The sequence below is a fragment of the Lysinibacillus sp. RC46 genome, from assembly GCF_041262385.1.
In the GTDB taxonomy this organism is placed as follows: domain Bacteria; phylum Bacillota; class Bacilli; order Bacillales_A; family Planococcaceae; genus Lysinibacillus.
Genome location: NZ_JBGCCF010000007.1, coordinates 63562 through 90491 on the forward strand (window position 1 = coordinate 63562; position 26930 = coordinate 90491).

General features: G+C 38.5%; 26 protein-coding genes. 17 read left to right on the top strand and 9 right to left on the bottom strand.

The genetic code is table 11. The annotated features are described in order from the left end of the window. The first annotated feature begins 163 nt into the window (after positions 1-163). Both ABH966_RS08380 and gdh read left to right on the top strand, forming a co-directional pair. On the top strand, positions 164-619 hold the full coding sequence (locus ABH966_RS08380; protein WP_370077421.1) for a YoqH family protein: 456 nt from the start codon (positions 164-166) through the stop codon (positions 617-619). A gap of 329 nt (positions 620-948) precedes the next feature. Then, positions 949-1734, top strand: a complete 786-nt coding sequence (gdh, locus tag ABH966_RS08385; RefSeq protein ID WP_370077422.1) for a glucose 1-dehydrogenase — start codon at positions 949-951, stop codon at positions 1732-1734. Positions 1735-2024: 290 nt separating this feature from the next. On the opposite strand, the gene ABH966_RS08390 is transcribed toward gdh, so the two are convergent. Beyond that, positions 2025-2360 carry a 2Fe-2S iron-sulfur cluster-binding protein gene (locus ABH966_RS08390; RefSeq protein WP_370077423.1) on the bottom strand — a complete coding sequence of 112 codons (336 nt, stop codon included), beginning with the start codon at positions 2358-2360 and terminating at the stop codon, positions 2025-2027. Positions 2361-2854: 494 nt separating this feature from the next. Here ABH966_RS08390 and ABH966_RS08395 point away from each other — a divergent pair, with 494 nt between their 5' ends. From ABH966_RS08395 to ABH966_RS08405, 3 genes are all read left to right on the top strand, one after another. After that, positions 2855-4276, top strand: a complete 1422-nt coding sequence (locus ABH966_RS08395) for an anion permease (protein WP_370077424.1) — start codon at positions 2855-2857, stop codon at positions 4274-4276. 234 nt (positions 4277-4510) lie between these two features. Beyond that, a complete protein-coding gene (locus ABH966_RS08400; protein WP_370077426.1) occupies positions 4511-6397 on the top strand; it encodes an ABC-F family ATP-binding cassette domain-containing protein in 1887 nt (628 codons plus the stop codon). Between the two features lie 12 nt (positions 6398-6409). Beyond that, positions 6410-7534: a conserved virulence factor C family protein gene (locus ABH966_RS08405; RefSeq protein WP_370077427.1), complete on the top strand. Its 1125-nt coding sequence runs from the start codon at positions 6410-6412 to the stop codon at positions 7532-7534. A gap of 339 nt (positions 7535-7873) precedes the next feature. Here the strand turns inward: ABH966_RS08405 and ABH966_RS27075 are convergent, their stop codons facing one another. The 3 genes from ABH966_RS27075 to ABH966_RS08415 all read right to left on the bottom strand — a co-directional run bounded on the left by ABH966_RS27075 (position 7874) and on the right by ABH966_RS08415 (position 9408). After that, positions 7874-8080, bottom strand: a complete 207-nt coding sequence (locus ABH966_RS27075) for a DUF6980 family protein (RefSeq protein ID WP_483308137.1) — start codon at positions 8078-8080, stop codon at positions 7874-7876. Between the two features lie 322 nt (positions 8081-8402). Beyond that, entirely contained in the window at positions 8403-8849 is a 447-nt protein-coding gene (locus ABH966_RS08410) for an NUDIX domain-containing protein (RefSeq protein ID WP_370077429.1), read from the bottom strand. Between the two features lie 169 nt (positions 8850-9018). Continuing rightward, positions 9019-9408 (bottom strand): barstar family protein, encoded by a 390-nt coding sequence (locus ABH966_RS08415; RefSeq protein ID WP_370077431.1) that lies wholly within the window; start codon positions 9406-9408, stop codon positions 9019-9021. Positions 9409-10247: 839 nt separating this feature from the next. Between ABH966_RS08415 and ABH966_RS08420 the strand changes: the two genes are divergently transcribed. The 10 genes from ABH966_RS08420 to ABH966_RS08465 are packed head-to-tail and all read left to right on the top strand — an operon-like array spanning position 10248 to position 21157. Further along, a complete protein-coding gene (locus tag ABH966_RS08420) occupies positions 10248-11480 on the top strand; it encodes a M20 family metallopeptidase (protein WP_370077432.1) in 1233 nt (410 codons plus the stop codon). Further along, on the top strand, positions 11477-12565 hold the full coding sequence (locus tag ABH966_RS08425; RefSeq protein ID WP_370077434.1) for a tartrate dehydrogenase: 1089 nt from the start codon (positions 11477-11479) through the stop codon (positions 12563-12565). The genes ABH966_RS08420 and ABH966_RS08425 overlap by 4 nt, the downstream gene beginning before the upstream one ends. 1 nt (position 12566) lies before the next feature. Further along, entirely contained in the window at positions 12567-13313 is a 747-nt protein-coding gene (locus ABH966_RS08430) for an SDR family NAD(P)-dependent oxidoreductase (protein WP_370077436.1), read from the top strand. Between the two features lie 11 nt (positions 13314-13324). Continuing rightward, positions 13325-14782 (top strand): aldehyde dehydrogenase family protein, encoded by a 1458-nt coding sequence (locus tag ABH966_RS08435; protein WP_370077438.1) that lies wholly within the window; start codon positions 13325-13327, stop codon positions 14780-14782. 17 nt (positions 14783-14799) lie between these two features. Next, complete coding sequence (locus tag ABH966_RS08440) at positions 14800-15828, top strand: ABC transporter ATP-binding protein (protein WP_370077440.1); 1029 nt, start codon at positions 14800-14802, stop codon at positions 15826-15828. Beyond that, the gene (locus ABH966_RS08445) at positions 15803-16780 is read left to right on the top strand and encodes an ABC transporter ATP-binding protein (RefSeq protein WP_370077442.1); all 978 of its coding nucleotides are present in this window, start codon (positions 15803-15805) and stop codon (positions 16778-16780) included. The genes ABH966_RS08440 and ABH966_RS08445 overlap by 26 nt, the downstream gene beginning before the upstream one ends. Positions 16781-16820: 40 nt before the next feature. Beyond that, positions 16821-17792: a P1 family peptidase gene (locus tag ABH966_RS08450; RefSeq protein WP_370077443.1), complete on the top strand. Its 972-nt coding sequence runs from the start codon at positions 16821-16823 to the stop codon at positions 17790-17792. Positions 17793-17810: 18 nt separating this feature from the next. Then, positions 17811-19358, top strand: coding sequence for an ABC transporter substrate-binding protein (locus tag ABH966_RS08455; protein WP_370077445.1), 1548 nt, complete (start codon positions 17811-17813; stop codon positions 19356-19358). A gap of 17 nt (positions 19359-19375) precedes the next feature. After that, the gene (locus tag ABH966_RS08460) at positions 19376-20317 is read left to right on the top strand and encodes an ABC transporter permease (protein WP_370077447.1); all 942 of its coding nucleotides are present in this window, start codon (positions 19376-19378) and stop codon (positions 20315-20317) included. Positions 20318-20329: 12 nt separating this feature from the next. After that, complete coding sequence (locus tag ABH966_RS08465) at positions 20330-21157, top strand: ABC transporter permease (protein ID WP_370077449.1); 828 nt, start codon at positions 20330-20332, stop codon at positions 21155-21157. Here ABH966_RS08465 and ABH966_RS08470 read toward each other — a convergent pair. Both ABH966_RS08470 and ABH966_RS08475 read right to left on the bottom strand, forming a co-directional pair. After that, the gene (locus ABH966_RS08470) at positions 21146-22783 is read right to left on the bottom strand and encodes a PucR family transcriptional regulator (protein ID WP_370077450.1); all 1638 of its coding nucleotides are present in this window, start codon (positions 22781-22783) and stop codon (positions 21146-21148) included. The two genes, ABH966_RS08465 and ABH966_RS08470, sit on opposite strands and share 12 nt — an antisense overlap. Before the next feature lie 273 nt (positions 22784-23056). Beyond that, on the bottom strand, positions 23057-23509 hold the full coding sequence (locus ABH966_RS08475; RefSeq protein WP_370077452.1) for a MarR family winged helix-turn-helix transcriptional regulator: 453 nt from the start codon (positions 23507-23509) through the stop codon (positions 23057-23059). A 245-nt stretch (positions 23510-23754) separates the two neighbouring features. On the opposite strand from ABH966_RS08475, the gene ABH966_RS08480 reads away from it, so the two are divergent. After that, positions 23755-24195, top strand: coding sequence for a GNAT family N-acetyltransferase (locus tag ABH966_RS08480; protein WP_370077454.1), 441 nt, complete (start codon positions 23755-23757; stop codon positions 24193-24195). A gap of 63 nt (positions 24196-24258) precedes the next feature. Here ABH966_RS08480 and ABH966_RS08485 read toward each other — a convergent pair whose 3' ends face one another. The 3 genes from ABH966_RS08485 to ABH966_RS08495 form a co-directional block, all read right to left on the bottom strand. After that, complete coding sequence (locus tag ABH966_RS08485; protein ID WP_370077456.1) at positions 24259-25023, bottom strand: aminoglycoside 6-adenylyltransferase; 765 nt, start codon at positions 25021-25023, stop codon at positions 24259-24261. A gap of 61 nt (positions 25024-25084) precedes the next feature. Beyond that, entirely contained in the window at positions 25085-25474 is a 390-nt protein-coding gene (locus ABH966_RS08490; RefSeq protein ID WP_370077458.1) for an RDD family protein, read from the bottom strand. 33 nt (positions 25475-25507) lie between these two features. Further along, on the bottom strand, positions 25508-26482 hold the full coding sequence (locus ABH966_RS08495) for a carbohydrate kinase family protein (RefSeq protein WP_370077460.1): 975 nt from the start codon (positions 26480-26482) through the stop codon (positions 25508-25510). Positions 26483-26544: 62 nt separating this feature from the next. Here ABH966_RS08495 and ABH966_RS08500 point away from each other — a divergent pair, with 62 nt between their 5' ends. After that, complete coding sequence (locus ABH966_RS08500; protein ID WP_370077462.1) at positions 26545-26796, top strand: hypothetical protein; 252 nt, start codon at positions 26545-26547, stop codon at positions 26794-26796. The last annotated feature ends 134 nt before the right edge of the window (positions 26797-26930 follow it).

Here is a 26930-nt window from a genome sequence, read left to right on the forward strand (position 1 = left end):
TTGAACAAATGTTCAAATGGATTCTTCTTTATTTTAGCTGTTTTCGTAAAGATTGTTGCTCTTCAACTAACGGTGCAGGATAGTTCAACAAGGAGCGATTGAAATACAATAAATATGGAGTTTTGGGAATAATGATACTAAACAAATTTAAGGAGAATCAGAAATGAAAAAATTGCTTTTTAGCCTTATCTTCGTTTTAGTAATTCGTCCTTCACAAACACACTCTGAGAATAAAATTGAAGAGTTGCCACCTTGTTCAGCAATACTTGAACCAACAAAAAACGTACCTAAAAATGCCAGAGGAGTAGCACTGATTTATAATATTGAAAGAAAGTTTAATGATGAACGAACAAGTCTCAGTGTTCACGCACTTCATTTACCAAAGCCATCTAGTTTTGGGGGTTATGATGGTTATGAAGTATTAGCATATATTCCGAAAGAAATAAGTTGGATTTTCTCATTGTCTCCTTTAACTAAATATGGAGAAACTACTTGGGCTGGGAATTTGGATGAAGTTTCTCCTATAATGCGACCTACTCGTATCAAAGTTCGGACAGTCAATACAAAGACAAAGAAAACGGGTCCTATTGTACTTGAAAAAATACTAAAACCTTGTTGAATAAACGGGGGCTTTAGTTAAATATTCGATTTACGAAATATCAAACATAAATACAGAGTTGATTCTACACATTTTGTAGATTAACTCTTTTTTTATGCTTTAACAGCAACAATCTTTTAGAAAACAGCCTTATTTTAAAGTAACCTTTTATATATCAATGGTATAAAAGTTTTTGCTTCGTTTCATATTACTATTATGTTTTAAGCAGGTGGAAACCCGTATGGGCCGAGTTTTTTATCATAGGTGAGAAAAAGCAAAACGACAGCTTACAGCAATTTACTGTTGGAATTATGTTAGGGATGGCGAAAGTATAACGAGGAGGACCTTAAATGTATCCAGATTTAGAAGGGAAAGTTATTGTTATTACAGGTGCTTCAACAGGATTAGGAAAAGCAATGGCATTACGTTTTGGCGAGGAAAAAGCAAAAGTTATCGTGAATTTTCGCTCAAATGAAAAAGAGGCAAATGCTGTTGTTGAAGGAGTGAAAAAAGCAGGTGGGGAAGCGATAGCTGTAAAAGGAGATGTGTCAGTTGAAGGGGATGTCATCAACCTCGTCCAGACTGCCGTGAATAAGTTTGGAACTCTCGATGTAATGATTAATAACGCTGGAATAGAAAATCCAGTACCCTCACATGAAATGCCGCTTGAAGATTGGAATAAAGTAATCAATACGAATTTAACAGGTGTATTTTTAGGAAGTAGAGAAGCGATTAAGTACTTCGTCGAACATGATATTAAAGGGACAGTGATCAATATGTCCAGTGTTCACGAAGTTATTCCATGGCCTTTGTTTGTTCACTATGCGGCTAGTAAAGGAGGCATTAAACTGATGTCACAAACATTAGCATTAGAATATGCCCCAAAAGGAATTCGTATCAATAATATCGGGCCTGGTGCGATTAATACACCTATTAATGCTGAGAAATTTGCCGATCCCGAAAAACGTGCAGATGTGGAAAGTATGGTTCCAATGGGGTATATCGGAAAACCAGAGGAGATTGCAGCAACAGCAGCATGGCTTGCTTCATCCCAAGCTAGTTACGTAACAGGAATCACTCTATTTGCTGATGGTGGAATGACCTTATACCCTTCTTTTCAAGCAGGTCGTGGGTAAGTAACGGAAAATGGAAATGGGGTTATCTGCCCTGTTCAAAGTGGTTAAATTCTTATAATACTTCATTGTTGCGTTTGTTGATTTAATAAAAAATAGCATAAATAAAAACTGGCATTGGAACCTAACAGACATTTAACCCTCTTCCAATGCCTTTCTTTATTTTACATATACTGAATAAAAAATTAAGACAGCGTTTTCGAATTTCCTATATTGGATAAATTAAAGTAACTTAAATTATCACATTTTGTTAACGCATCTTTTTTAAGTTTGAATTAATAATCGATATTTGGTTAATCTGCTGGTCTTGGACCTCTTTCGCCCTGTGTATTTTCCAAGGTTAAAATAGGCCGAACTGTAATGTCTTCTATTACTCGAATTTGACAAGATAGCCGCAAACAGTCTTCATATAAATTCTCATCAATATTTTTAATAGAGAAGGCGTGTTTTTCTATTTTTGAAATATCCTTATATTCACCAGCTAATACCTCCACTCTACAAGTTGTGCATTTTGCTATTCCGCCACACTGATGAAAAATGTTTATATTATTATCTTCAAGAGCTAATACTAATTTTTTTCCTTCCTCTACTTCAAAGGTTTTTCCTCCAAATACGGTGACAAGTGGCATCTATGAATTCTCCTTTCAATTAATGGGGTTTTAACGCAGTAACTGTTACTATCAGTTTGGATTGCTCCAGCTATTCTCATACAGTTTAAAAAGTTTTACCTAGCCCAGGAAGTTTGTATGGAGGGAAGCGGTTTGAAGGATAATCATATGGTGGGTAGCCATAGGAAGGGTTCCCAAGCATGAACTTGAAGGAGCGACTTGGGTAAAACCTAAAGACTTCGTGTATCTTATCAATGGATATTGCACATGCTAATCTTAAAGTAACTTTTTTCCAATAATATTAACAAAAAGGGAAATATTTCTGAACCGAGATCATTTTTTTCTTAGTAATGAGTTAAAAATCTTTTCATTCATTATATAAAACATATATAATTACTTATGTTTTTTCGACAATGGGGATCTTGAATTAGGTCTATTTTTCTTTCGAATATTAGATCGTGGGAGAAATCTCCTTTTAAATACATTGGGGTAATCGTCAAAGGAGTTTTAACATCATGAAAGAAGCAAAAAGCGCAGTCAAATGGATTCCTTTCCTCATTTCCCTTGCTGTTGGCGTGGCTATCTGGTTTTGTCCAGCGCCTTCAGGAGTAGATGAAAAAGCGTGGCATCTGTTCGCTATTTTTGTTGCGACCATTATAGGATTTATAACGAAACCGTTGCCAATGGGAGCAATATCATTTATTGCTATGGCTATGATTGCCATAACAAATACATTAACTATTGAAGAGACATTAAGTGGTTTTGGTAATTCAACGATTTGGCTAATCGTTATTGCCTTCTTTATTTCTCGAGGATTTATTAAAACGGGACTAGGGGAACGAATTGCCTATGTATTTGTTCGTCTTTTTGGGAAAAAAACTTTGAGTCTGTCCTACTCATTACTAGCAAGTGACTTAATATTAGCACCTGCTATTCCTAGTAATACAGCTCGTGCTGGTGGTGTTATATTCCCAATCATCCAGTCATTATCTCATACCTTCGGATCTAAACCAGAAGATGGGACAGAGCGTAAGATGGGTGCCTTTCTTTTGAAGGTAGGTTTTCAAGGGAATTTAATAACATCTGCTATGTTTATGACAGCCATGGCAGCGAATCCTTTAATTGTTAAGCTAGCAAGTGATTCAGCTGGAGTAACTATTACTTGGTTTGGTTGGGCAGTAGCCATGATTGTCCCGGGGCTAACCGCTTTAATCGTTGTTCCTTATGTTATTTATAAAATTTATCCGCCTGAAATCAAGGAAACACCAGAGGCAGCAGCTATCGCTAAAAAGAAGCTGGAAGAATTCGGTCCTCTGAAAAGTTCCGAAAAACGAATGATCGTAGTATTTGTTGCTGTGTTATCGTTATGGATTGGCGGAGACTACTTAGGCATTAGTGCTACTACAGCAGCTCTTATAGGACTTTCATTGCTGTTATTGTTAGATGTATTAACATGGGCAGATATTAAAAAGGAAGAAGGAGCATGGGACACACTAATTTGGTTTGCAACGCTATTTATGATGGCATCTTTTATGAACAAACTAGGGTTGATTCCGTGGTTTAGTAATGAAGTTGGTGGACTTGTATCTGGATATAGCTGGATATGGGCGGTTGTCATATTAGCTTTAGTCTATTTCTATTCTCATTATTTCTTTGCGAGTTCCACTGCGCATATTAGTGCGATGTATGCAGCATTTTTATCTGTTATGTTGCAAGCGGGAGCACCTGCTATGTTGGCAGCTATATTATTAGCGGCATTTAGTAATTTATTTGGCGCCACTACTCATTATGGTTCTGGTCCAGCACCGGTCTTCTTTGGTGCAGGCTATATTGACCAAAAGAAATGGTGGACAGTTGGATTTGTAGTTTCCGTAGTTACTATCCTGATTTTTGTTATAGTAGGAGGACTATGGTGGAAGCTTCTTGGTTATTGGTGAGTTAGCTTCTGTATCCGGATAGAAAATATTCTATCCGGATATTTTTTTGAGATTTTTAACGCTTCTTCATTTGGATTTAATGGAGAGGCGTTTTTTAGATAGGTAAGAAGAGTTTGTTGTCCTTTGTTTACCTGTCATTTGGTGTTATGATAAAAATGGATATCAATAATAAACTACATATAAAAGTAGTATGGACACTAAACAACACCTAAATGAAAGAGATGGACAAGTGTAATGAGTCATTTAATTGTACAAAATTTAACGAAAACAGTGGGCGATAAAACGCTCTTTCAAAATATTGAATTTACAATTTATGAAGGGGAGCGAGCTGGGCTAATTGGTATTAATGGTACTGGTAAATCCACATTGCTTTCTATTTTAGCAAATGAAATCGAAGCGGATTCAATGGAAGTTGACCGCCCAAATAAATATCGTGTTGCATATTTACCACAGGAGCCTACTTTTAATGGTGGTGAAACTGTGTTACAGGCAGTGTTTGCAGGGGATTCACCTATTTTAAAACTGAATCGTGAATATGAGGAAACGGTTGCTGCACTTGCATTAAATCCGACTTCAGAAAGTTTACAAAAAACGTTATTTAGCTTGCAACATCGTATGGATGAAGAGCAGGCATGGGATGTCAATGCACTTGCTAAGACAGCCCTTACGAAGCTTGGAATTGAAATGTTTGATAAAGAAGTATTAACACTGTCAGGCGGTCAACAAAAGCGCGTTGCTTTAGCTAAAGTTTTAATTGAGCCGGCAGATCTTTATTTATTAGACGAGCCTACCAACCATTTAGATGTGCAGTCAACAGAGTGGCTGCAGGAAATGGTGTTACGATTAAAGGGAGCAGTGATATTTATTACCCATGATCGTTATTTTTTAGATGAGCTGTCTACTCATATTTACGAGCTAGCTGATCAAACATTATACCGACATACTGGGAATTATGGGGATTATTTAGAAGCACGTGCTATTCGTGAAGAAATGAAAGCAGCCTCCGCACAAAAAGACCGCAACCGCTATCGCTCAGAATTAAAATGGATTCGTCGTGGAGCAAAAGCGCGTTCTACGAAGCAAAAGGCACGTATCCAGCGCTTTGAGCAGTTAGAGGATAACTTAGAGCGTAAATCTGAGGATATTTCTCTTGAAATTGGCTTAGCAACAACTCGTCTTGGCCGGAAGGTTTTAGAGGCTGAAAATATTTCAAAGGCTTTTGGCGATCAAAAAATCCTCGAAAACTTTTCATTTTTACTGCAGCAGGGCGATCGTATTGGAATTATCGGAGCCAATGGTGTAGGAAAATCAACATTATTGAACATGTTATCAGGAGAGCTTACACCTGATGTTGGTGAAATTCTTGTTGGTTCGACAGTGAAGTTAGCGCATTTTAAACAAACTTTACCAAAAATGAATGAAAATGAGCGCATGATTGAATATATCCGCGAAGCTTCCAATGATATTACAGATGCAGAGGGTGTACGCTATTCGGCTGCTCAAATGTTGGAGCGTTTCTTATTCCCACTTCATGCACACGGTACACCTATCGGTAAATTATCGGGTGGCGAGCGTAAACGTCTGCATTTATTACGATTATTAATGGAGCAACCAAACGTACTGTTACTAGATGAGCCTACAAATGATTTGGATATTGAAACATTAGGTGTACTAGAGGATTTCATTGAGCATTTCCCTGGAGTCGTTATTACTATATCCCACGATCGCTTTTTCTTAGATCGAATTGCGAAAAAGCTGTGGATTTTAGATGGTCTTGGGCATGTTAATGAGACGCTTGATATTTACAGTGAATATTTACAAAAGTGTGAACAGGAAGCCGCTGTAAAGGTAGAGTCGCCAAAAGTCGAAAAAACTAAGACTGAAAAACCTAAATCGGACAAGAAAAAATTATCCTTTAAAGAGCAAAAAGAATGGGAAACGATTGCTGATGAAATTGAAAAGACGGAAACAGCGATTATGGTGACAGAAGAAGGTATCGCCAACGCTGGTGCTGATTTTACAAAGCTACAGGAATTAACGGCGAAGCTAGATGAGTTAAATGCACAATATGAACACCTTATTGAAAGATGGTCATATTTAGATGAAATCGTAAATGGATAAGGAGCAATAGACATGAAGATTATTACAATTGAACCGACACCAAGTCCTAATTCTATGAAGATTGTCGTTGATACAGAGTTACCTTTTGGCAAAAGCTATAATTTTACAAAGGATAATAAAAATGAAGCAACTGGTGAAGCAGCAGCGATTTTAGCAATCGAAGGTGTTAAAGGAGTTTATCATGTAGCAGACTTCTTCGCTGTTGAGCGTAACGCAAAGTATGCATGGGAAGGTATTTTAGCAAGCATTCGCCAAGTGTTAGGTGAAGACGTACAGGAAGTAAACAAAGAACAAGTAGCCAATGAATTTTATGGTGAAGTGTACGTTCATGTGCAATTTTATAAGCAAGTACCACTTCAAGTAAAGGTATTTGATAATCAACGTGAGCACCGCGTAAGCTGTGGTGAGCGCTTTGTGGAAGCTTTTAATAAAATTCTTGAGACAGCAGTTGATGAAAATTATATTTTCCAACGTAAATGGATCGACTATGGCGTACGTTATGGAGAGCTCGAGGAAATTGCGGAAGCAGTAAAACAAGAAATCGATGTGACATATTCTGAGGAACGTTTAACTGAGATTGTAGCAACAATTAATGATTCTGAGAAAACTATTAAGAAGCCAGCTAAACTAAAAATTACTGTTGAACAGTTTAAGCAACCAGAATGGGAAAAACGTTTCCAATTGCTTGACCAAATGGCAGATCCAGAGCTAGATGATTTACCGCTTTTAGATTTGGCGTTACAAGATGAGCAAATGTCTATCCGTCGACTAGCAACCGTTTATTTAGGAATGATTGAAGATGTAGCAGTCGTGCCATATTTGGAAAAGGCATTACAGGATAAAAGTGCAGCGGTCCGTCGAACTGCAGGAGATTGTATGAGTGACCTCGGCTTCGTAGAATTTGAAGACGCGATGCAACAAGCATTACAGGATAAAAACAAACTTGTTCGTTGGCGTGCAGCTATGTACTTATATGAGGTAGGCACTGAGAACTCATTAGCAGCATTAAAGGCTGCTGCAGAAGATAAAGAGTTTGAAGTAAAGCTACAAGTAAAAATGGCGATTGCCCGCATCGAACAGGGTGAGGAAGCAAAAGGTTCTGTTTGGAAACAAATGACAGAGTCTCGCCAGCAATAATGAGAAACTTTAATCAGTGACCCGATAATGTGGATAAAAGAAATAAACCAGCTCTCTGCTATGAATGTAGTTCAACAGAGACGCTGGTTTTCTTTTATTGTTGCTTTTTCTGAAAAGTAAAATCCCCCCTAAAATTCACTTTTCCAGCCGGCAAAATGTCGATAAGTCGCTTGCAAGACTACAATTCTTTAGGAAGTTCTAATTTGTCCTAAATCTTCAAATGCCGTAGCACAATGTTTTTAAAACTAGGCGGTTTTCTCAAAGTTTGTTACATCTGGTTTGGCTATCTTCTTCCTCAACTATAGCACCTCGATAGTTAAAGAAGGAAGTATTTAAAAATCAAAGTTTCGAACCACACCAAGGACAAAAATCAATGCTAATAATCGAACATCCCACCATCATGTACCCATCATGTATTATCAAACCGTAGTCATTATTTTGTTCATAAAAAATGATTATTTTATCAGGACATTCAAACGGATTCTCATGTATTTCACACTTGAAATTTGCATGAAAAGTCATATCCTCACAACAATGTTTTTTCATAATTTCATTTCCCCGTATTTAAGTAAAGCTACTCGTTAGTTGAAGCAGTTTATAATTTCTGTCTTATTTTTAAAAATGACTAACTTGTTATTATAAGGAGTTAACATTTCAAAAATTTCTGACTTACTTTTTTATTCAAAAATAGAATTATAGTTATATAAATCTTTTAAAATTTTTAATGTTGGTTTATAGTTTGCTTTTTCAATTCCGATTTTTTGCATAAAAAACCTCTTAATTATCCTAATTCTTCTTGTAGTTATATTGGTATCTAAAAAAAATACCTACTCCGTTAGTTCAAGAAGCCATTGCTCACTATCTTTGTTTAAAGATAATCAAATATATTTATATCAACTGAATCAATATAACCTATTTCCTCATTTAAATCCCAAAGTTTTATTTCTGATGTTTCCTCATTCTCTATAAATGGTTGTAGTTTTTCCATTGTAGTAAAGTACACAGGATTATATTTTATGTTGCCATCTAATGAATTTTCGGCTTTGATTAATCCTTTAAATTCTAAGTTTGTAACTAATTGTCCAGTTTCCTCGTAAAGTTCTCTAATGCCACATTCCTTTGACGTTTCGTTATTCTCTCTACCTCCAGAAGGTAGTTCCCATTGTTTACGCCAAGTGTTATAGCAAAGGAGAAACTTTCCTTCGCACTTTACTACGGCAAAAGAACCCGATAGAGGCTGGTATTTTTTTATATCTGTTTCTGGTATATTAATGAAATTTAGAAATTTAAATCCATTATTTTTCAAATAAGTCATAAGGAAGCCTCCTTTGATAAGCTTAATATTACTTCAATAAGCAGCATACAAATACCTTTATCTTAGTTTTTCTTGTTAAACTAACCTGCATCGTTACTAGAATAAGAAAAAAGAGCTGCCTGAACAGCTCTGCAATCTTGTACTAAAGCACCGTTTATTTTAATAAGGATTATTCTAATATCAATGTTACATTTTCGTGATCAAGGATTATTTCTTTTATTGAGTCAAATATAGTTGGACCCTTGTTCATTTTCGCATCCTTTATTTCTTGTAGCATATATTTTTTATTACTTGGATGGCATCTTTCCAAATTTTCATTGAGTTTAATTATTGTTTCTTCATATCCTAAATCACTTTTAGATTTATCGGAATTTGTCCAAATAATTGTATAATCTTCATTAAATTCAATTTCACCAAAGCCACCACGCAAAATATCATTAAATGCAGCGAGGGTTCCGTTCCACTCAAACTTTCCAGAAAGAACAACTCTCGAAAACTCCTTACAAAATTCCTCAAAGCTTGAAAAATTATTCCCATCTACGACAAAAACTTTATTCATTTCATTTTAACCACCTTAAATGCATAGTATGTTTGATTTTATCATACTTCCTCGCTGCACTAACCTGCTCCGTCAGTTGAATAGCAACAATCTTTTCGGAAACAGCTTAAAACTAAAAGCTATTTATATTTTTATCACCTAAAAATGAGATGACATTTTGATAAAACCTATGCCATGCGAATAAGTTGATTGTGGTGAAAATCGGACGCTCCAGAAAAGCGCCCAGCCGGAACGAAAATCAATCCCACATTATGGTAAATGTTCGATCTTTTTATATCGAAAAACAACATAAGGTAGATAATTTTGTTGTTTTTTAGCTTTTTACTACTAAACAAAACGTTAATAGCATTCTATGTATTATTAACAAAGTGTCTAATACTTGTCTAATAGGACAATGTTAAAATGATTTAACTTCTTTTAGCAGATGTCCAAACGCCTGCTAAAATAGAGGAACTCAGTCTAAGAACGCCACGTCCTGTGGCAACGACTGAGTGACCAACATCATGTTGTTGCTGCGCTTCGTTTCACTACGCTTTCGCACAGAATGAAGCCCTTTTGCTGCCGCTGCGTTAGCACTACGCTTTCGCACAAAAAACATCTGTTGGCCCAAAGTCTCCGGCGGATGTCATGGAATCGGAAAAGAGTTCTTAGAGGATGTTAGCCTAAAACCATCGCATCCATGCGATAAAGGCTAACTGACCTGCATCGGTGCTGTGTTGCTGTCGCTTCGCTTTCGCGCAAAAAACATCTGCAGGCCCAAGACAAAGCCGATTCCGGACGCAATTATGCGGAGGCATAAATGATCTCTAGAATATTCTATAAAACAAGGAGGCATTTGAATGACAGTAACAAGTTTAAAGACAACGGAATCTTATATGCGCGACCGAGAAGCAGTTATTGAGCTTACACAAAAGCTAGTACGAATAGATAGCGTTTATCGAGAAGATGATCCAAATGGCAATGAACAAGAAGTCGCGAATTTTGTCGCTCAATATTTACGTGAGATCGGGATAGAAACACATGTAGAGGAGGTTGTGCCAGGAAGGCCGAATGTTATTGGTATTATTGATTCGGGTAAGCCAGGAAAAACACTACTCTTTGAAGGACACACAGATGTCGTTACCGAAGGAAATCGTGAAGCATGGACGTACGATCCATTCGGTGCAGAAATTATTGATGGTCGAATGTATGGCCGAGGTACAAATGATACAAAAGGAAATCTTGCGTGTATGATTACAGCTTGTCAGTCGTTGTTACTGGATCAGGAGGAATTTACAGGCAAGATTATTTTATGTATTCCGTGCGATGAAGAAGGATTGATGCTTGGGATTAAACATTTTATAAAAAATGGCTGGGCAGATAATGTGGATGGGGCGATTATCTGTGAGCCAGAGGAAAACAATGTCTGTATTGCACAGCGCGGGGCAATACGTTTGAAAGTAGATATCTTCGGTAAAATGGCGCACGGTGCAATTTCTTGGAGTGGCATTAATCCGAACTGGCGCATGGCACGTTTTATTGTAGAGCTTGAAAAATTAGAAAAAGAAGAGCAAGCACGATTAGGACGTGATCCGATGCTTAATTGGCCATCTATTACACCAACGATTTTACGAGCGCCTGTAAAAGGAGATGCACAAATTAATGTCATTCCTGATCACTGTATGACAACGCTTGATATTCGTACAGTCCCTGCACAGGATCATGAGGAGCTTCTAGGTAAAATTGATGCCATTATTAAACGTCTGCAAGCAGATGATCCAGATTTTAAAGTGGAGCTAACAGTGCTTGATAACCGTCCTGCAACAGCAACAGCGAAGGAGAATCCTGTTGTACAAGCCATTTATGAGGCAGTCGCTGAAGTAACGGAAAAAGAGCCGAAATATAACGGTGTACCAGGGGCTACGGATGGAACGTTCCTTCATGTGCATGGAGTACCAATCGTTACCGTTGGAGCGGGTGATCGTGATATTCCCCATCAAATTGATGAATATGTCGATATCGAAGAATTAGCAGAAACAACAGCCATTTACCGTTTGGCGGCATTAAAGTTTTTAGCAGGTGATGCACAATGACTCACACAAAAGTCGCAGTAATTCCTGGTGATGGCATTGGAAAGGAAGTTATGGAAGAAGCACTAAAGGTACTAAGTTCTCTTCAGGAACACGATTCGTCTTTACAAATAGAAACAACAATTTTTCCTTGGAGTTCAGATTATTACCTCAAGCACGGTCAAATGATGCCAGACAATGCATTAGACATATTAAAAGAATACGATGCAATTTTATTCGGGGCTATTGGAGATGCTCGTGTTCCGGATGACGTGACAGTATGGGAATTAATTATGCCGATACGAAAAAGCTTCCAGCAATATGTTAATTTCCGTCCGATTAAATCACTACCTGGCATAGCCTCACCGCTTGCCAACGGAAGGGATATTGATTTTGTGATCTTCCGGGAAAACGCAGAGGGGGAATATTCCAATAGTGGTGGGCGAATTTATCATAATCAACCGCAGGAAATGACGATTCAAAATACGATTATGACACGGATCGGTATTGAAAAAATTGTCCAAGCGGCCTGTGATTATGCCTATAAAAATGGCAAAACAAAAATTACGAGTGCGACAAAATCGAATGCCATTATCCATTCAATGAAGTTCTGGGATGAGCATGCTAAGAGAATTCTAGCACAAAGCTCACCAGCACTAGAGTTAGAATCTATCTATATCGATGCTTTAGTAGCTTATTTTGTAGAGAGACCGCAAGATTTTCAGGTTGTAGTTGCCTCCAATTTATTCGGAGATATTTTATCAGATTTAGGGTCAGCTATTGTTGGTGGTCTTGGGTTGTCTCCATCAGCAAATTTAAATCCGGAAAAAGAATTCCCATCAATGTTTGAGCCTGTGCATGGGTCAGCACCAAATATCGCAGGAAAGGGCATAGCAAACCCAATCGCACAAATTTGGTCACTTGCTTTGTTACTTGGACATATCGGAAGACGGGATATAGAACAGCTAATTGTTCATGCGATTGAGACGGTGCTTCGAGAAGGTGTTGTGAAAACTGCAGATATTGGTGGACAGGCGACAACAGCACAAATGGGTGATGCGATTTGTCAGGAGATTATAAAACTGAATTTAGCGACAAGGGGTGTATAGCATGGCAGTAGAGCAACAGGTCGTCATCGTCACAGGTGCAGGGGGCGGTATGGGGAAAGCCATTATTCAGGAACAGCTTGCGAAGGGCAATATAGCAGTTGGGCTCGATTTATCAGTAGCTTCTTTAAGTGATTTAGTGCAGGATACCTTTCAATGCTTTGAAGTCAATGCCTTGCAAGAGGAGCGCGTGAACGATGTGTTCAAGCAGGTTTTTGACAAGTATGGACGTATTGATGGCCTTGTCAATGCACTAGGTATAGCGCAGTCAGCAACACCGCTTGAGCAAGTAACGATGGACGAGTGGAATCGATTAATGGATGTCAATGTTAAAAGTTTATTTATTACAACAAAGGCAGTCGTTCCATACATGAAAGAGCGACGCACAGGTTCAATTGTCACAATCGCTTCCATTTCTGCTGTACGTCCACGCCCAGGGTTACAAGCTTATATTGCTTCTAAAGGGGCTGCGGAGAGTTTTACACGTGCTTTGGCTATTGAACTAGCACCGTTTCAAATACGTGTTAATACGATTCACCCAGGGCCTGCCGATACACAGATGCTTGGTCAATTTACGGCACAAGGAGCAGATATCGAGCAAACAAAGCAAAGTGTCTTTGTTCAATCGGTCCCGCTTGGACGTTTAGTGAATCCATCAGACATTGCAGGAGCAGTAAGTTATTTACTCTCTGAAGTAGCTAGCGTGGTTACAGGAACGACCTTACATGTAGACGGTGGTCGCGGACTATAGGAGGGATAAGGGTGAAAAAAATTCCGATGTTTATAAATGGTGAATGGGTTTACAGTGCTATGGAAGAGGCCTTATTAGATGTTATGGACCCCTCTACTGGTGAAGTCATTGCCCAAATTACGAATGCAAGTAAAACGCATGTCGACGAAGCTGTATGTGCTGCGCGTGTAGCGTTTGAAAGTGAAGAGTGGCGGAAAATAAAGGCCTATGAACGGGGACAGCTACTTGTGGAACTTGCGCACTATATACGCAAGCATGCAGAGGAATGGAGTTTATTAGAATGTCGTGATGTAGGTAAGCCGTTAACACAAGCAAGAGCCGATATTGAAGCAGCAGCACGCTATTTTGAGTTTTATGGGGGTGCTGCTGATAAAGTGATGGGTGACACGATTCCTGTTGAAGACGGCATTTTAAATGCGGTAGTGTTAGAGCCTGTTGGAATTACCGTACATATCGTGCCTTGGAATTATCCTATTCAAATCACAGCGAGAAGTGTAGCAGCTGCAATTGCTACTGGCAATGCAGTAATTGTCAAAAGTGCGGAAGATACGCCATTGACTACTCATGCTATAACGGAATGGTTTGCGGATAAATTGCCGAGGGGTATTTTTCAGCATATTACAGGCTTAGGTCGTGATGTAGGACCCTATTTAACATCTCATCCTGATATCAATCATATTACGTTTACAGGCTCTGTTCCAACAGGCATAGCAGTGATGAAATCAGCTGCTGAAAATGTTGTACCTGTAACGTTAGAGCTTGGTGGGAAATCACCAAATATTGTTTTTGCGGACGCCAACATGGAGCAAGCACTTGATGGTGTTGTACGTGCCATTATTCAGAATGCCGGGCAAACATGCTCTGCAGGGGCTAGATTACTAATTGAAGAAAGTGCCAAAGAAAAATTCATTGCTCAATTAGTGCAGAAATTTCAAGCTTTAAGAGTTGGTCCGGGTGAAGCAGACGTTGATATGGGTCCACTTCTAAATGAACGGCAATATACGAAGATTTCAACACTGTTGCAAAAGGCGAAGGAAAATGGTTTTGTGATTACTGGTGGTGAGACACTGACGATTGCGGGTTATGAAAAAGGATATTATGTTGAACCAACAATACTTGCAGGGGTAGAAGCTAACGATACACTTGCACAGGAGGAAATTTTCGGACCGGTGTTGACGGTATTGACATTTAAGACCGTTGAGGAAGCAATTGCCTTGGCAAATAATACAGACTACGGTTTAGTTGCAGGGGTTTGGTCGAAGGATTTAGATACTGCACATTATGTCGCAAGCCGTGTAAAAGCTGGACAAGTGTTTGTTAATAACTATGGAGCAGCAGGCGGAATTCAAATGCCGTTTGGTGGCTATAAAAAGAGCGGCATTGGTCGAGAAAAAGGTTTTGTCGCGTTGAGAAATTATACGCAAATGAAAAATATCGCGATACGCTATGCACCACCAAATCAAATGTGATAAACGGAGGGATGCATATGGATCAGCCAAAAGAAAATCAAGTGCTACTAGAGGTAAATCATTTAAAAATAAAATTCCATTTAAAAAATGGTAAAGAGGCAAAAGTTGTTGATGATGTGAGCTTTACGATCCGTAAGGGAGAAACGGTTGCGCTTGTAGGTGAATCTGGTAGTGGTAAAAGTATTACATCGCTATCCATTATACGGTTACTGCCCATACCACCAGGAGAAATTTCAGCTGGTACGATTAAATTGAATGGTAAAAATCTCTTAGACTATAAAAATAAAGAGATGAGTAACATAAGAGGCAATGAAATTAGTATGATTTTTCAAGAGCCGATGACGTCATTAGATCCAGTTTTCACAATCGGTAATCAAATGATGGAAGGAATATGTAGACACCAAAAGATTTCAAAAAAAGAGGCATGGGAGAAATCTCTACAGCTGTTAAAAGAAGTTGGTATTGCCAATGCGGAAAAGGTTATTGCTGAATATCCGCACCAATTATCAGGTGGTATGCGCCAGCGTGTCATGATTGCAATAGCCATGTCTAATAACCCTCAGCTGCTGATTGCGGATGAGCCAACAACGGCACTTGATGTAACCGTACAAGCACAAATTTTAAAGCTTATGATGAAGATGAAGGAAGAACATCATTCGGCTATATTATTTATTACGCATGATATGAGCGTTGTAGCAGAAACGGCAGATCGCGTTATGGTCATGTATGCGGGACAAATCGTAGAAGAAGCACCAGTGCGAGAGCTTTTTATGAATCCAAAGCATCCATATACAACTGCTCTTTTAAAAACAATGCCTAATCTAGACACAGATGTTAAAAGGTTGCCGTCAATCCCAGGCACTGTTCCACCAGCTTATGCGTTACCAGAGGGCTGTCGCTTTGCACCGCGCTGTCCATTTGCGATGGAACAATGCCATGAGGTGCTACCAGAGGTAATCCATATTCAAGATGAACATAAAGTGCGCTGTCATTTATTTACGGAGAAGGGAGCGCTTGATCATGACGAAGAAAGAAGTTTTGCTTGAAATTAATCATTTAAAAGCCTACTTTCCTGTGAAACGTAAGTCGATGAAGGAAGAGAAAAAAGTCATTAAAGCAGTTGATGATATTTCACTTGAAATTTTCCGTGGCGAGACGCTTGGCATTGTAGGAGAATCCGGCTCCGGAAAATCGACGTTTGGCCGAACTATTTTAAAACTCGTCGAACCGACCGAGGGAGAAATTTTCTATAAAGGACAGCCCATTCAGCAGTTAAAGGGCAATAAGTTGCAAACTTTTCGCAATCAAATGCAAATGATTTTTCAGGATCCTTTTGCATCACTCAATCCTCGTATGCGCATAGGTACCATTATTGAAGAACCGATGAAGCTGCAATTAACATTAACGAAAGAGCAACGCAAAGAACGTGTGAAGGAGCTTTTACAAAAGGTAGGTCTCCCAGAAGATGCTATGCAAAAGTTCCCTCATGAATTTTCCGGCGGTCAAAGACAACGAATCGGGATTGCGCGGGCGCTTGCTATTCATCCAGAGTTCATTATTGCGGATGAGCCTGTATCTGCACTAGATGTTTCGGTGCAGTCACAGGTCTTAAACTTAATGATGGATTTACAGGATGAATTTCATTTGACCTATTTATTTATTTCACATGATTTAAGTGTTGTGAAACATATTAGTGATCGGGTGGCTGTGTTGTATTTAGGGAGGGTAGTGGAAATTGGCACAAAGAAAGAATTATATGCGAATCCTCTGCATCCATATACGCAGGCGTTGCTATCAGCGATCCCAGTTATCAATTTTGATCAACCGAAACAAGAAATATCGTTACAGGGTGAATTGCCAAGCCCTATGAATCCTCCAGTAGGCTGTGTGTTTCATACACGTTGTCCCTATGTCATGGACAGATGTCATCAGGAACGGCCTGTGCTTCAGGAAGAAAATAACCATCAACGGGTAGCATGCTTTTTATATGATAAGTAAACTGAAAATTAAGTCTTTTTTGTGGAGTGAGGTGTGTTTGATGTTTGGAAATATTACAGATGTGCCAGGAGTTAAAGTTGGGCATGCAGAAAATAGTGAAGGCATAACAGGCTGTACAGCGATTTTAGTGGAAAATGGTGCAGTTTGCGGTGTCGATGTAAGAGGCTCAGCACCAGGCACTCGAGAGACGGATGCACTTGATCCTATTAACGAAATTGATCATGTACATGGGATTTGCTTGTCCGGAGGAAGTGCTTTCGGATTGGATGCTGCGACCGGAGTCATGCAATTTTTAGAGGAACAGGGTATTGGTGTGGATGCAGGTATTGCTACCATTCCAATTGTTCCTAGTGCTGTGCTATTCGATTTATTTATCGGTGATCCAAAGACAAGACCTACTGCTCCAATGGGCTATGAAGCGGCTAAGAGTGCGGTTGTTGGTCCATTTGCAAATGGTAATACTGGAGCCGGTTATGGTGCGACTGTAGGGAAATTGGCAGGCCCTCAATTTTGTATGAAAGGGGGGCTAGGTAGTACCTCTATAGCTGGTAAAGAGGGTGTTGTAGTTGGGGCAATCGTTGCTGTCAACGCTGTTGGGGATGTAAAAGATCCAAATACGAGAGAAACGCTAGCAGGTGCAAGGAATCCGAAAACAGGGGAATGGATTGATTGCTGTACTTATTTAGAGGAGTATGTGCAATCAGAAGGGTTATCTGGTACGAATACGACAATCGGTGTCATTGCAGTGAATGCCAGGCTGACAAAAGCAGAGGCGAAAAAAATAGCCCAGCTTACACAAAATGCCCTCGCACGGACGATTTATCCTGTTCACACAATGCTGGATGGAGATACGATTTTCGTGCTGGGTACAGGAGATAAAACATATCCAGTTGACTATTTGGGCCATTTGGCTACAAGAGCTATGGAGGAAGCGATCATTGCTGGCATTAAAGCTGCTGATAAATTAGTTGAAGTAGAAAGCTATAAAAGCATTCAAATAATGAGCACATAATGAATAGGAGGAAAGGACATGAGACTGAAGAACAAGTGGTTGATGCTGTTGTTGACATTGATAGTAGTTTTACTAGTAAGTGCCTGTTCAAATGATGACAAAAAAGATGAAAGTTCTAAAGAGAAATCCGAAGCAGATTTACCTCAAGACATCGTGGTACGTATAAATGATGACCCAGATTTTTTAGATCCACATAAAGCAACAGCATCTATTTCGTACCAAATGATACTCAATATTTTTGAAGGACTAATGGCACCTGAAACAGATGGTACTTTAAAAGAAGGGTTAGCCGAAAGCTATGCAATATCTGACGATGGTTTAACATATACATTCAAAATTCGTCCGGGTGTGAAATTTCATAATGGTGAGGATTTAACTGTTGAGGATATTCAGTATTCATTTGATCGTTTAATGGGGAAAAACGGTGGCGAAAAGATGTCAAACAGTTTTGATAATGTTGCGTCAACGGAAGCACCAGATGCCAATACATTTGTGATTAAGCTAAAGGAGCCAAACTCTAACTTCTTATATTCATTAACTGCTCGACAATCAGCCATCTTACCAAAAAGCAATGATGGAAAACATAATGAAAACCCAATAGGTACTGGACCATTTGCTTATGTAAAATACTCTCCAGGCTCTAATTTAGAATTGAAGAAAAATGAACACTACTGGAAGGAAGGGTTACCATACTTGAATAAAGTGACGTTTACCTTCCAATCGGATGATCAAGCGGCGATTATGAGTTTAATGGCCAATGAAGTCGATTTAACGAGTGTACCTTGGCAGCGCGTAAGTGAAGTAGAAAATAACTATAACTTATCTCATCAAAATAATAACTCATCATTAATCGTTACATTTAATGAAACGAAAGCTCCTTTTGATAATGTAAAGGTCCGTCAAGCAATTAACTACGCTATTAATAAGTCCGATATTATCGATTCAGTATTTGCAGGCTATGCTGTACCACTTGGTTCAAATATGAGTCCGGCGATGGGGGACTATCAAAAGAAAGGCTTAGAAAATATGTATAAGCGTGATGTGGAAAAAGCCAAAGCATTATTAGCAGAAGCGGGATATCCTAATGGCTTTAAAACGAAAATTACAGTGTCTTCGCATAATGATATGTATTCAAATATCGCGCAAATCGTAGCGGCTAATTTAAAGGAAATCGGTATTGATGTGGAAATTGAAGTAGTAGAGTGGGGCATTTGGCTAGACCGAGTTTACTTTGGTCGCGACTATCAAATGACAACGATCGATTTAACAGGTCGTGCCTCTGCCTATGATATTTTAAATGATTACATTTCATCAAATGATAGTGAAAACTTCTTCAAATTTAGAAATAATGAATACGACAAAATTATGGCAAATGTTTTAAAAGAAAGAGATCAGGCAAAACAAATTGACTATTACCATCGTGCACAGGAAATTTTAGCTGAGCAGGCAGTAGCGGTTTACATCGCAGATTATCAAATTGTTTGGGGTTCTAATAAAAACGTTACTGGGTTAAAGAACTATCCATTCTGGTTCCATGATATGTCTGAGGTTAAATTTTCTAACTAGAAAGGGATGAGAGCTAGATGATGTATATATTACGTCGATTCATCCTGTTAATAACAACCATCCTTCTAGTGTCGATCATTACATTCGGTGTTTTTCAAATTTTACCTGGTGATCCGGTTCGGACAATGTTAGGCACTGAAGCGGATCCCACACAAATTGAAAATTTGCGATCAGAGCTTGGCTTGAATCGCCCCCTTTACGTGCAATATACAGATTGGATGAAGGGATTATTGACAGGGGAATTAGGAAATTCCATTCGTTTTTCAATGCCAGTAAAAGAATTACTGTTTGATAGACTACCTGTAACGATGTCATTGGCTGGGCTCACTCTCTTAATTGTGCTACTCATTTCCTTACCACTGGGTATGTTTGCAGCGAGAAGACAAAATAAGTTTAGTGATGTGTCGTTGTCGACAGTGACGCAAGTTGGCATGGCCATTCCTTCTTTCTGGCTTGGGATGATACTCATTTTGTATATTGGCATGCAGTTCAGCTTCTTTAAAATAAGTGGGTATATTCCGTGGACGCAAAGTGTAACAGGAGCGTTAAGTACACTCGTTCTGCCAGCGTTAACAATTGCGATTCCACAAATTGCGGTCAATTTCCGCTATGTGCGTACGGCTATTTTAGAGCAAGTTCAGCTCGATTATGTGCGTACGGTTCGTAGTAAAGGGATGTCTGAGCAAAATGTTATGTATAAGCATGTCTTAAAAAATTCGATGATTCCAATATTAACGGTATTTGGATTGATCATGGCTGAAGTTGTTGCAGGGACAATTATTGTGGAGCAAGTATTTTCACTACCGGGTGTCGGTCAACTCCTCATCACGGCAATTAGTAATCGTGACTTTCCATTAGTACAGGGAATCGTTATGTATATTACGGTAGCAGTGGTCATGATCAATTTTATGGTCGATATTTTATATTCTGTGTTAGATCCTAGAATCCGATTACGATGAGAGGTGGATACGATGAAGAATATACAAAGGTACATGAAAAATATCAATTTAATCATTGGTCTACTAGTCATTGTCGGTTTTCTAATCATAATGATTATCAGCTTTTTTTATACACCACATGATGTAAACTCGATGAATATACCTCAAAAATTACAAAGCCCAAGTAGTGATTATCTTTTTGGTACGGATGAATTTGGTCGTGATATTTTTAGCCGTATGATGAAAGGAACACAAACGGCCTTTGCAGTCGGTCTACTAACGGTATCTATCGGAACAATTTTTGGTATTTTAATTGGTGGTATAGCGGGGTATGTAGGTGGCTGGATCGATGAAATCTTTATGCGCATGATGGATGCACTAATGGCTTTTCCAGGAATAATATTAGCTTTAATGCTCGTAGCGGTATTTGGACCAGGGATTGTTAATACAGCTATTGCATTAGGCATTATAGCCATACCGGCCATTGCCAGGATTACACGTAGTGGTTTCGTCCAACATCGTGACAATGAATATGTCTTAGCTGCAAAGTTAATCGGCGTAAAACCTTATAGCATTATGTTTCGCCATATATTACCCAATATTTCATCGCAGATTATCGTCGCCGCAACTGTAACTTTTGCGACTGCGATGCTTGCTGAAGCGGCACTGAGTTATTTAGGGCTTGGCGTGCAGCCACCAAACCCTAGCTGGGGACGAATGTTAAAAGACTCACAAGCTTATTTAGTTGGAGCCCCTTGGTATACTTATGCGCCAGGGGGAGCCATTACAGTACTTGTATTAGGTTTGTATATGCTTAGCAATGCATTACGCGATTTTATGGATCCGCGTTCAAAAGCGTAAAATATCAGGTGCTGTTTTTTTCAATAATTCAAAGGCCTTCACCGCTATTTCTATATTGAGACGATGTGGGGCCTGTAAAAAATCAGCACCTAAAATATTTTCTAGTCGTTCAATTCGTTTATAGAGTGTTTGGCGGACAATGAATAATTGTTCAGCAGTATCATTTTTGGCACCATTGCATGCTAAATAAACACAGAGCGTTTGATAAAGGTCGTTACCATTCTTTTGATCAATCAATAGTATTTCTTGTAAATAATCTTTTACGTATTGCAAAAGGACAGCATGATCCTGATGTAATAACAATCTGTAAACACCTAAATCCTTGTAGTAAATAGAAGAAGTAAGTTCATTGTGTTGCATTTGAATGGTTGTTTTTGCCTCTTTATAGCCTTGTTGTACGCTATTTATGGATTGATAAACATTGCTTATGCCAAAGGTAAGGGTTATTTGCTCGAAAAGCTGTGGTGTTTTTCGAACAATAATCTGCTGTATAGCTTGGTTGAAAGAGTCACGATTTTCCTCCATATTATCTGCTGCAATGTAAAATGCAAGGATAATAATTTCATGCTGTCGTACAGAAACGGTAGGGAAAAAGCCAAGTTTTTTTAGGATGGAACGAACAAACATAACATTTTGTAGCTGTATTTCTTGCCAATCTTCCTCTGAAAAGGTATTGGCATAATCAAGCATATTAAACACGACTACGCGATAAAATAGGTTGCGACTTTCCAGTGGCAAATAACTTTGATAATACTGAAGATCAATAGGTTCTCCTTGTATTAAGGCGAGGATAAATTCATCCTCACGACTTTGCTGCCGCTCCTGTAGCATTCGATTACGCATCAAAATTTGGGCAATCGACATCGTTGCACGTTCAAGATTTAACAATGTATAATCACTTGGCTTCGGCAGTGCAGAATGCATACATAAATAGCCCCATACTTGTCCTAGTCCATTGACTGGAATGATAACGAAATGATCTTTGTCAATGGATAGTCGTTGGATGGGTTCTTGTAATTCTAGTTGCTGACAATGCTCCTCCATAACTTGTAAATACTTTTTGGCTTCTATTGGATAATAGAAGCTTTTTGTATCTTCGGAGACAAATAAAAATAATGCATCGGTATCTTGATGAAGCACCTGTAAAATTTTTAATATACCATTTGGCATTAACGACAATTCCATAAAAGTCTTTGATATTGCATCTAGCTGTGTTAATGCTTGTTGGTGATGATTAATAATGTACGTATGTAGATCCTGCGTAATATCGATAAATCTTACAACCTCTTCAAAAATGATGATAGGAAAATCATGAGTATTAGCCATTGTAACCAGTTCTACAGGGACATAGTCAAAATAATCACCAATTTCAATACAAAGACCTGCAGCACCGTTACGGATAAGATTTTGTAAATAAGCAATTTGTGTTTCACGCTCTAACTGTAAACCTACACCAGTTGTTAAAATGAGCTCACCACCATTTATTAAAGTATCAAAATCTTTTATTTCTAAAATATGTGTCCATAGTACTTGTCGATTTAGGCCTTGTTGTCCTGCGATTAGCTTGGCAGATTCAAAATGCTTTCGCTTTAATACATCACGTACAAGTAGAGGATGTTTCGACATAATAAGCACCTACCCTTCGAATGTACAATAATTATGTTTGATTAATCAGAAAATTTCAACATTAATAGAATAAAAGAGTTAAGTCGGTGAATAAGGGATCTCGGGGATAGGGGGCGGACGGATGTATGGCGTGAAGCGATCATACTACACTTAAAGGCACTGAACGTAGGGGGAGGGAGCTCACTTCGACATTATTTATGATCGCTGTATATAAAAGGGATTCTGATGCAAAGAAAGGCGTTTCCAAATGCTCAGAAGCGTATGGAATCACCTTTAATAATTTCGTGTATGACCTTTCTTTACATACTCCCAATCAGTTTCAATATTTTGACGAATACGAATTAATAAGTCGTGAATACTGTCAATTTCATTAGAAGAAAAACCATCTAATGCTCTAGCATTCGAATAGTCACCTTCTCGCTTTAACAATGGATAAATCTTGAGACTTTTCTCTGTCGGGAAAAGCTGTTTGTTTTTCTTATTGCCAATTTCATTACGCTTTTCTATAAAACCTTTTGTCTCCAACTTTTGAATCGCTCGGGAGGCGGTTGTGCGATCTACCTTCAATAGTTCAGCTACCTTTTCCTGAATAATACCAGGGTTTTCACAGATGCGGGTGACATACAAATATTGTCCCTTTGTTAAATCAAGTTCTTTAAACTCAATATTACTAATGGAATCAAGTGCCCTTGCAATCGCACCAATATCTCGCAAAATTTCCTTCATTGATTGCCTCCGAAAAAATTATTGTATTTGCAATAAAAAATGCTCTATACTATATATTATCATCCATGCAAGGAAATTTCACTTCTTATCTACAGGTGGAGGTTCTGCAAAGCGGTTCTAGTTGCGGAGTGGACGGCTTTAGCGGCGCAACAAGCAGATTTAGCGGCGAAGTAGACGGTTCTATCGCCGGAAAACAAAGTCTACCAACGGAGAGCACGCTCTGAAAAACAAGGAGGAATATTAAAATGAACACGAAAAAAATTACAGATGAACAAGATTTACAAACAGCATTTGCTATTCGCCAAAAAGTTTTTATAGAGGAACAAGAGGTTCCAGAGGAAGAAGAATTTGATGAATTCGATACACTAGATGCAGCATGTGATCATACTCTTGTGTACTATAACGAACAACCTGTTGGCACAGGCAGACTGCGAGTTGTTGATGGCTATGGCAAACTAGAGCGTATATGTATATTAATAGAATTCCGCAAATTTGGTTTAGGAAAAGTGATTATCCAAAGTTTAGAGGACATAGCACTTGAAAAAGGTTTAACAAAATATAAATTAAACGCACAATCCTATGCAGAAGGCTTTTATGAAAAATTAGGCTATAAGCGTGAAGGTGAAGAATTTATGGATTGTGGCATCCCACATATTTTAATGAAAAAACAATTTAATAGGGTGTAGTGGTATTTATTTTTCATTTTAAAAAATAGCAAACTAGGTTTAATGTTAGTTTGCTATTTTATTTTAATGCAATAGCGCTTTTATTTTTCCCCATAATGGCTTAATTTTTTCTTTATTCGGCACATTTTCAAAAATCCAATCTGATTCATTGTTGAAGGCGTTCACTAATTTCTTTACTGCCATCTCATGAGTTACAAGGCTCATACAATTCATGATATCTACTATTTCATGTAATGGGTCAGTGGGTAATGAATTAGACAACGTTTTAAGTCCAAGTAAAGCCCGCTCAGGACAATACTTATGCAGTAGTACTTTTGCGAAGTGTTCTAAACTATTCCGCAGTAAATGAACACTCCAAATCTCATTTCCACGTTGAGCACTCCAATAATATTGATACAAATACCAGACAGTATCATCTACAGCATCTTGAAATTCGAGTGGAGTTAATGACAAAGTAGTATTCTTTTGTTTTGCTGTAAGGATCCCATTTGGATCAAATAAAATTTTAATCGCATCGTTTTCACTTATTTCAGAGGAAGTTACTGTAAATAAATCGATATGAATCATATCTTCATATATGACTAATAGCTGAGGAGCAATAATATAGATATCATCTACAAAAATTGTTTTCTTATAAGCTTCAATATGTTGATTGCGGTTGGGCAAAAAAGCTTCGACGTTTTCTTCATTCACAACGCAATAAATATCGATATCCGAAAATTCATCATGCTCTTCTCTAGCCATCGATCCTCTTAAAAATACAGCTTCAATATAATGATCATCCTTTAGACTTTCAAGTAAAACCTCAACAACATGATCTAATTTCAAGTGTATCCTCTCCTTTTAATAAAACAGGCTACCCAAGTTATTTTTGAGTAGCCTTATTTTGCTAGATTTCCTTAACAATAGTGCCTGAGAAGCTATCGTGGGGAAGAAGTTGTCCATTTTGTTGTTCGAATGCTTTTGGATTTTTCAAGTAATCGAATGTGCTAATTGAGTCACGGTAAGCTATTCGTTTTATAATTTGGGAGGAAGTCACCCTAGTCCCAATTTTATTTTCGAGAACTAGTCCCATTTTTTTGTAGCCAACTGTTTGCCCTTTTTTACGTAATTGTGCTAATTCAAGTGACCACATAACGACTGTCGGTGTAACGATGGCATGAATCGCCTCGTTTTTTACCTTTTTTCGGAGGATATACTCCACGCCAGCTGTGACAGCCGACGAAATAGCAATATCGATTAGAAATGCTTTTGTTCGTTTTTTTGAAATAGAGTTCACCAGTTCTCCTCCTCGAAATAAGTTGCGAAATATTTAAAAAAACATATTATCTTTAAATGGCAATTCACGCTTAGTCAGGTAAGAAGCAATGGCACCATGTTTTTCGGTCGAAGCTCCTGCATATCGATTTGCGAAAGTAAGAAGGGGAATAGCCTGCTCCTTACAAAATTCGACTAGATTGATCACTGTAATCTGTTTGCTCAGGAGAATAGCTAACAATGCACCAATAAAAGCATCGCCCGCTCCAGTAGTATCAACCGCATGAACTTTGTCAGCAGGTATCTTTACATGAAGCTTTTTAGTATAAAGACTTGCACCTTCTGCGCCACAAGTAATTATAATTACTTGTACTTTCCCCTGAAATAATGAATGGACAGCTGTTTCCTCATCCTCAATCGCTGTTAAAAATAAAAGCTCCTCCTCGGACAATTTAACGATATGGGCCTTTGGTAAAAAATCCAAAATGGTTTGACGACATGCCTTCTCATCATTCCATAGTGGCAAGCGAACATTTGGATCAAAAGAAACAAGACTACCTACCTGATGGGCTTGTTCAATCAATGCCATATGTGCATGTTTCATAGGGCTTTCCACTAAATTAACTGAACAAAAATGAACAATATCGTGATCTGTTAATAAATTAGGTGGGAGTTGTTCTTTGTTGTAAAGTAAATCTGCTGCGTGGCGACGATAAAATAAGAAATCTCGGCCTCCATCACTTGTCAGGGAAACAAAAGCTAGACTCGTTTCACCCTTATCTGTTTGAACAATATAGTTCGTATCGACATCGGCTTTTTTTAACGTTTCTACGAGAAAATCTCCAAAAGCATCCTGACCTACCTGTGTAATGAGGGCAGCTTGTTGCCCGAGTTTTGCACAAACAGCTGCAACATTGGCAGGAGCCCCACCAGCATTTTTAGTAAATTGCTCAACTGTAGCAAGGGAAGCATTTTGTTCAGTAGGTGTAAAATCAATTAATAATTCACCAATTGCATAAAGTTTACTCACGGAATAATCTCCTTTAAATAAAATGTTGCTGTCGCTTTTCTTTCGCACAGAAAAATTGCCACATGACGTGGGCTTTCCATCACAAAGCGCTTTGCATCCGTCGCTCTGTTGGATCTTTCCGTCACAAAGCGCTTTACATCCGTCGCTCTGCCAGTCCGTTCCGTCACCTTCATTTCAATCCGTCGCTCTGCTGGACCTTTCCGTCACAAAGCGCTTTGTATCTGTCGTTCTGCCAGTCCGTTCCGTCGCCTTCATTTCAATCCGTCGCTTTTCTCGACCTTTCCGTCACCTTGCCCTTGGCGTTCTTAGACTGAGTTCCTCTATTCCAGTCTGTGTGAGAATATATCCACTGAAAAGGAAGCACACCCACATTCATCTCTTCACCTTTAAAGGTGGGAGTCTTCTGTAGCTGACGCGTCGCTTTCGCCACAAAAAACATCCGCTGAAT

Excerpts from the sequence above, each read along its gene's own strand:
- ABH966_RS08380 (WP_370077421.1), top strand. The coding sequence starts at position 164 with ATGAAAAAATTGCTTTTTAGCCTTATCTTCGTTTTAGTAATTCGTCCT.
- gdh (WP_370077422.1), top strand. The coding sequence starts at position 949 with ATGTATCCAGATTTAGAAGGGAAAGTTATTGTTATTACAGGTGCTTCA.
- ABH966_RS08390 (WP_370077423.1), bottom strand. The coding sequence starts at position 2,360 with ATGCCACTTGTCACCGTATTTGGAGGAAAAACCTTTGAAGTAGAGGAA.
- ABH966_RS08395 (WP_370077424.1), top strand. The coding sequence starts at position 2,855 with ATGAAAGAAGCAAAAAGCGCAGTCAAATGGATTCCTTTCCTCATTTCC.
- ABH966_RS08400 (WP_370077426.1), top strand. The coding sequence starts at position 4,511 with ATGAGTCATTTAATTGTACAAAATTTAACGAAAACAGTGGGCGATAAA.
- ABH966_RS08405 (WP_370077427.1), top strand. The coding sequence starts at position 6,410 with ATGAAGATTATTACAATTGAACCGACACCAAGTCCTAATTCTATGAAG.
- ABH966_RS27075 (WP_483308137.1), bottom strand. The coding sequence starts at position 8,080 with ATGAAAAAACATTGTTGTGAGGATATGACTTTTCATGCAAATTTCAAG.
- ABH966_RS08410 (WP_370077429.1), bottom strand. The coding sequence starts at position 8,849 with ATGACTTATTTGAAAAATAATGGATTTAAATTTCTAAATTTCATTAAT.
- ABH966_RS08415 (WP_370077431.1), bottom strand. The coding sequence starts at position 9,408 with ATGAATAAAGTTTTTGTCGTAGATGGGAATAATTTTTCAAGCTTTGAG.
- ABH966_RS08420 (WP_370077432.1), top strand. The coding sequence starts at position 10,248 with ATGACAGTAACAAGTTTAAAGACAACGGAATCTTATATGCGCGACCGA.
- ABH966_RS08425 (WP_370077434.1), top strand. The coding sequence starts at position 11,477 with ATGACTCACACAAAAGTCGCAGTAATTCCTGGTGATGGCATTGGAAAG.
- ABH966_RS08430 (WP_370077436.1), top strand. The coding sequence starts at position 12,567 with ATGGCAGTAGAGCAACAGGTCGTCATCGTCACAGGTGCAGGGGGCGGT.
- ABH966_RS08440 (WP_370077440.1), top strand. The coding sequence starts at position 14,800 with ATGGATCAGCCAAAAGAAAATCAAGTGCTACTAGAGGTAAATCATTTA.
- ABH966_RS08445 (WP_370077442.1), top strand. The coding sequence starts at position 15,803 with ATGACGAAGAAAGAAGTTTTGCTTGAAATTAATCATTTAAAAGCCTAC.
- ABH966_RS08450 (WP_370077443.1), top strand. The coding sequence starts at position 16,821 with ATGTTTGGAAATATTACAGATGTGCCAGGAGTTAAAGTTGGGCATGCA.
- ABH966_RS08455 (WP_370077445.1), top strand. The coding sequence starts at position 17,811 with ATGAGACTGAAGAACAAGTGGTTGATGCTGTTGTTGACATTGATAGTA.
- ABH966_RS08460 (WP_370077447.1), top strand. The coding sequence starts at position 19,376 with ATGATGTATATATTACGTCGATTCATCCTGTTAATAACAACCATCCTT.
- ABH966_RS08465 (WP_370077449.1), top strand. The coding sequence starts at position 20,330 with ATGAAGAATATACAAAGGTACATGAAAAATATCAATTTAATCATTGGT.
- ABH966_RS08470 (WP_370077450.1), bottom strand. The coding sequence starts at position 22,783 with ATGTCGAAACATCCTCTACTTGTACGTGATGTATTAAAGCGAAAGCAT.
- ABH966_RS08475 (WP_370077452.1), bottom strand. The coding sequence starts at position 23,509 with ATGAAGGAAATTTTGCGAGATATTGGTGCGATTGCAAGGGCACTTGAT.
- ABH966_RS08480 (WP_370077454.1), top strand. The coding sequence starts at position 23,755 with ATGAACACGAAAAAAATTACAGATGAACAAGATTTACAAACAGCATTT.
- ABH966_RS08500 (WP_370077462.1), top strand. The coding sequence starts at position 26,545 with ATGACGTGGGCTTTCCATCACAAAGCGCTTTGCATCCGTCGCTCTGTT.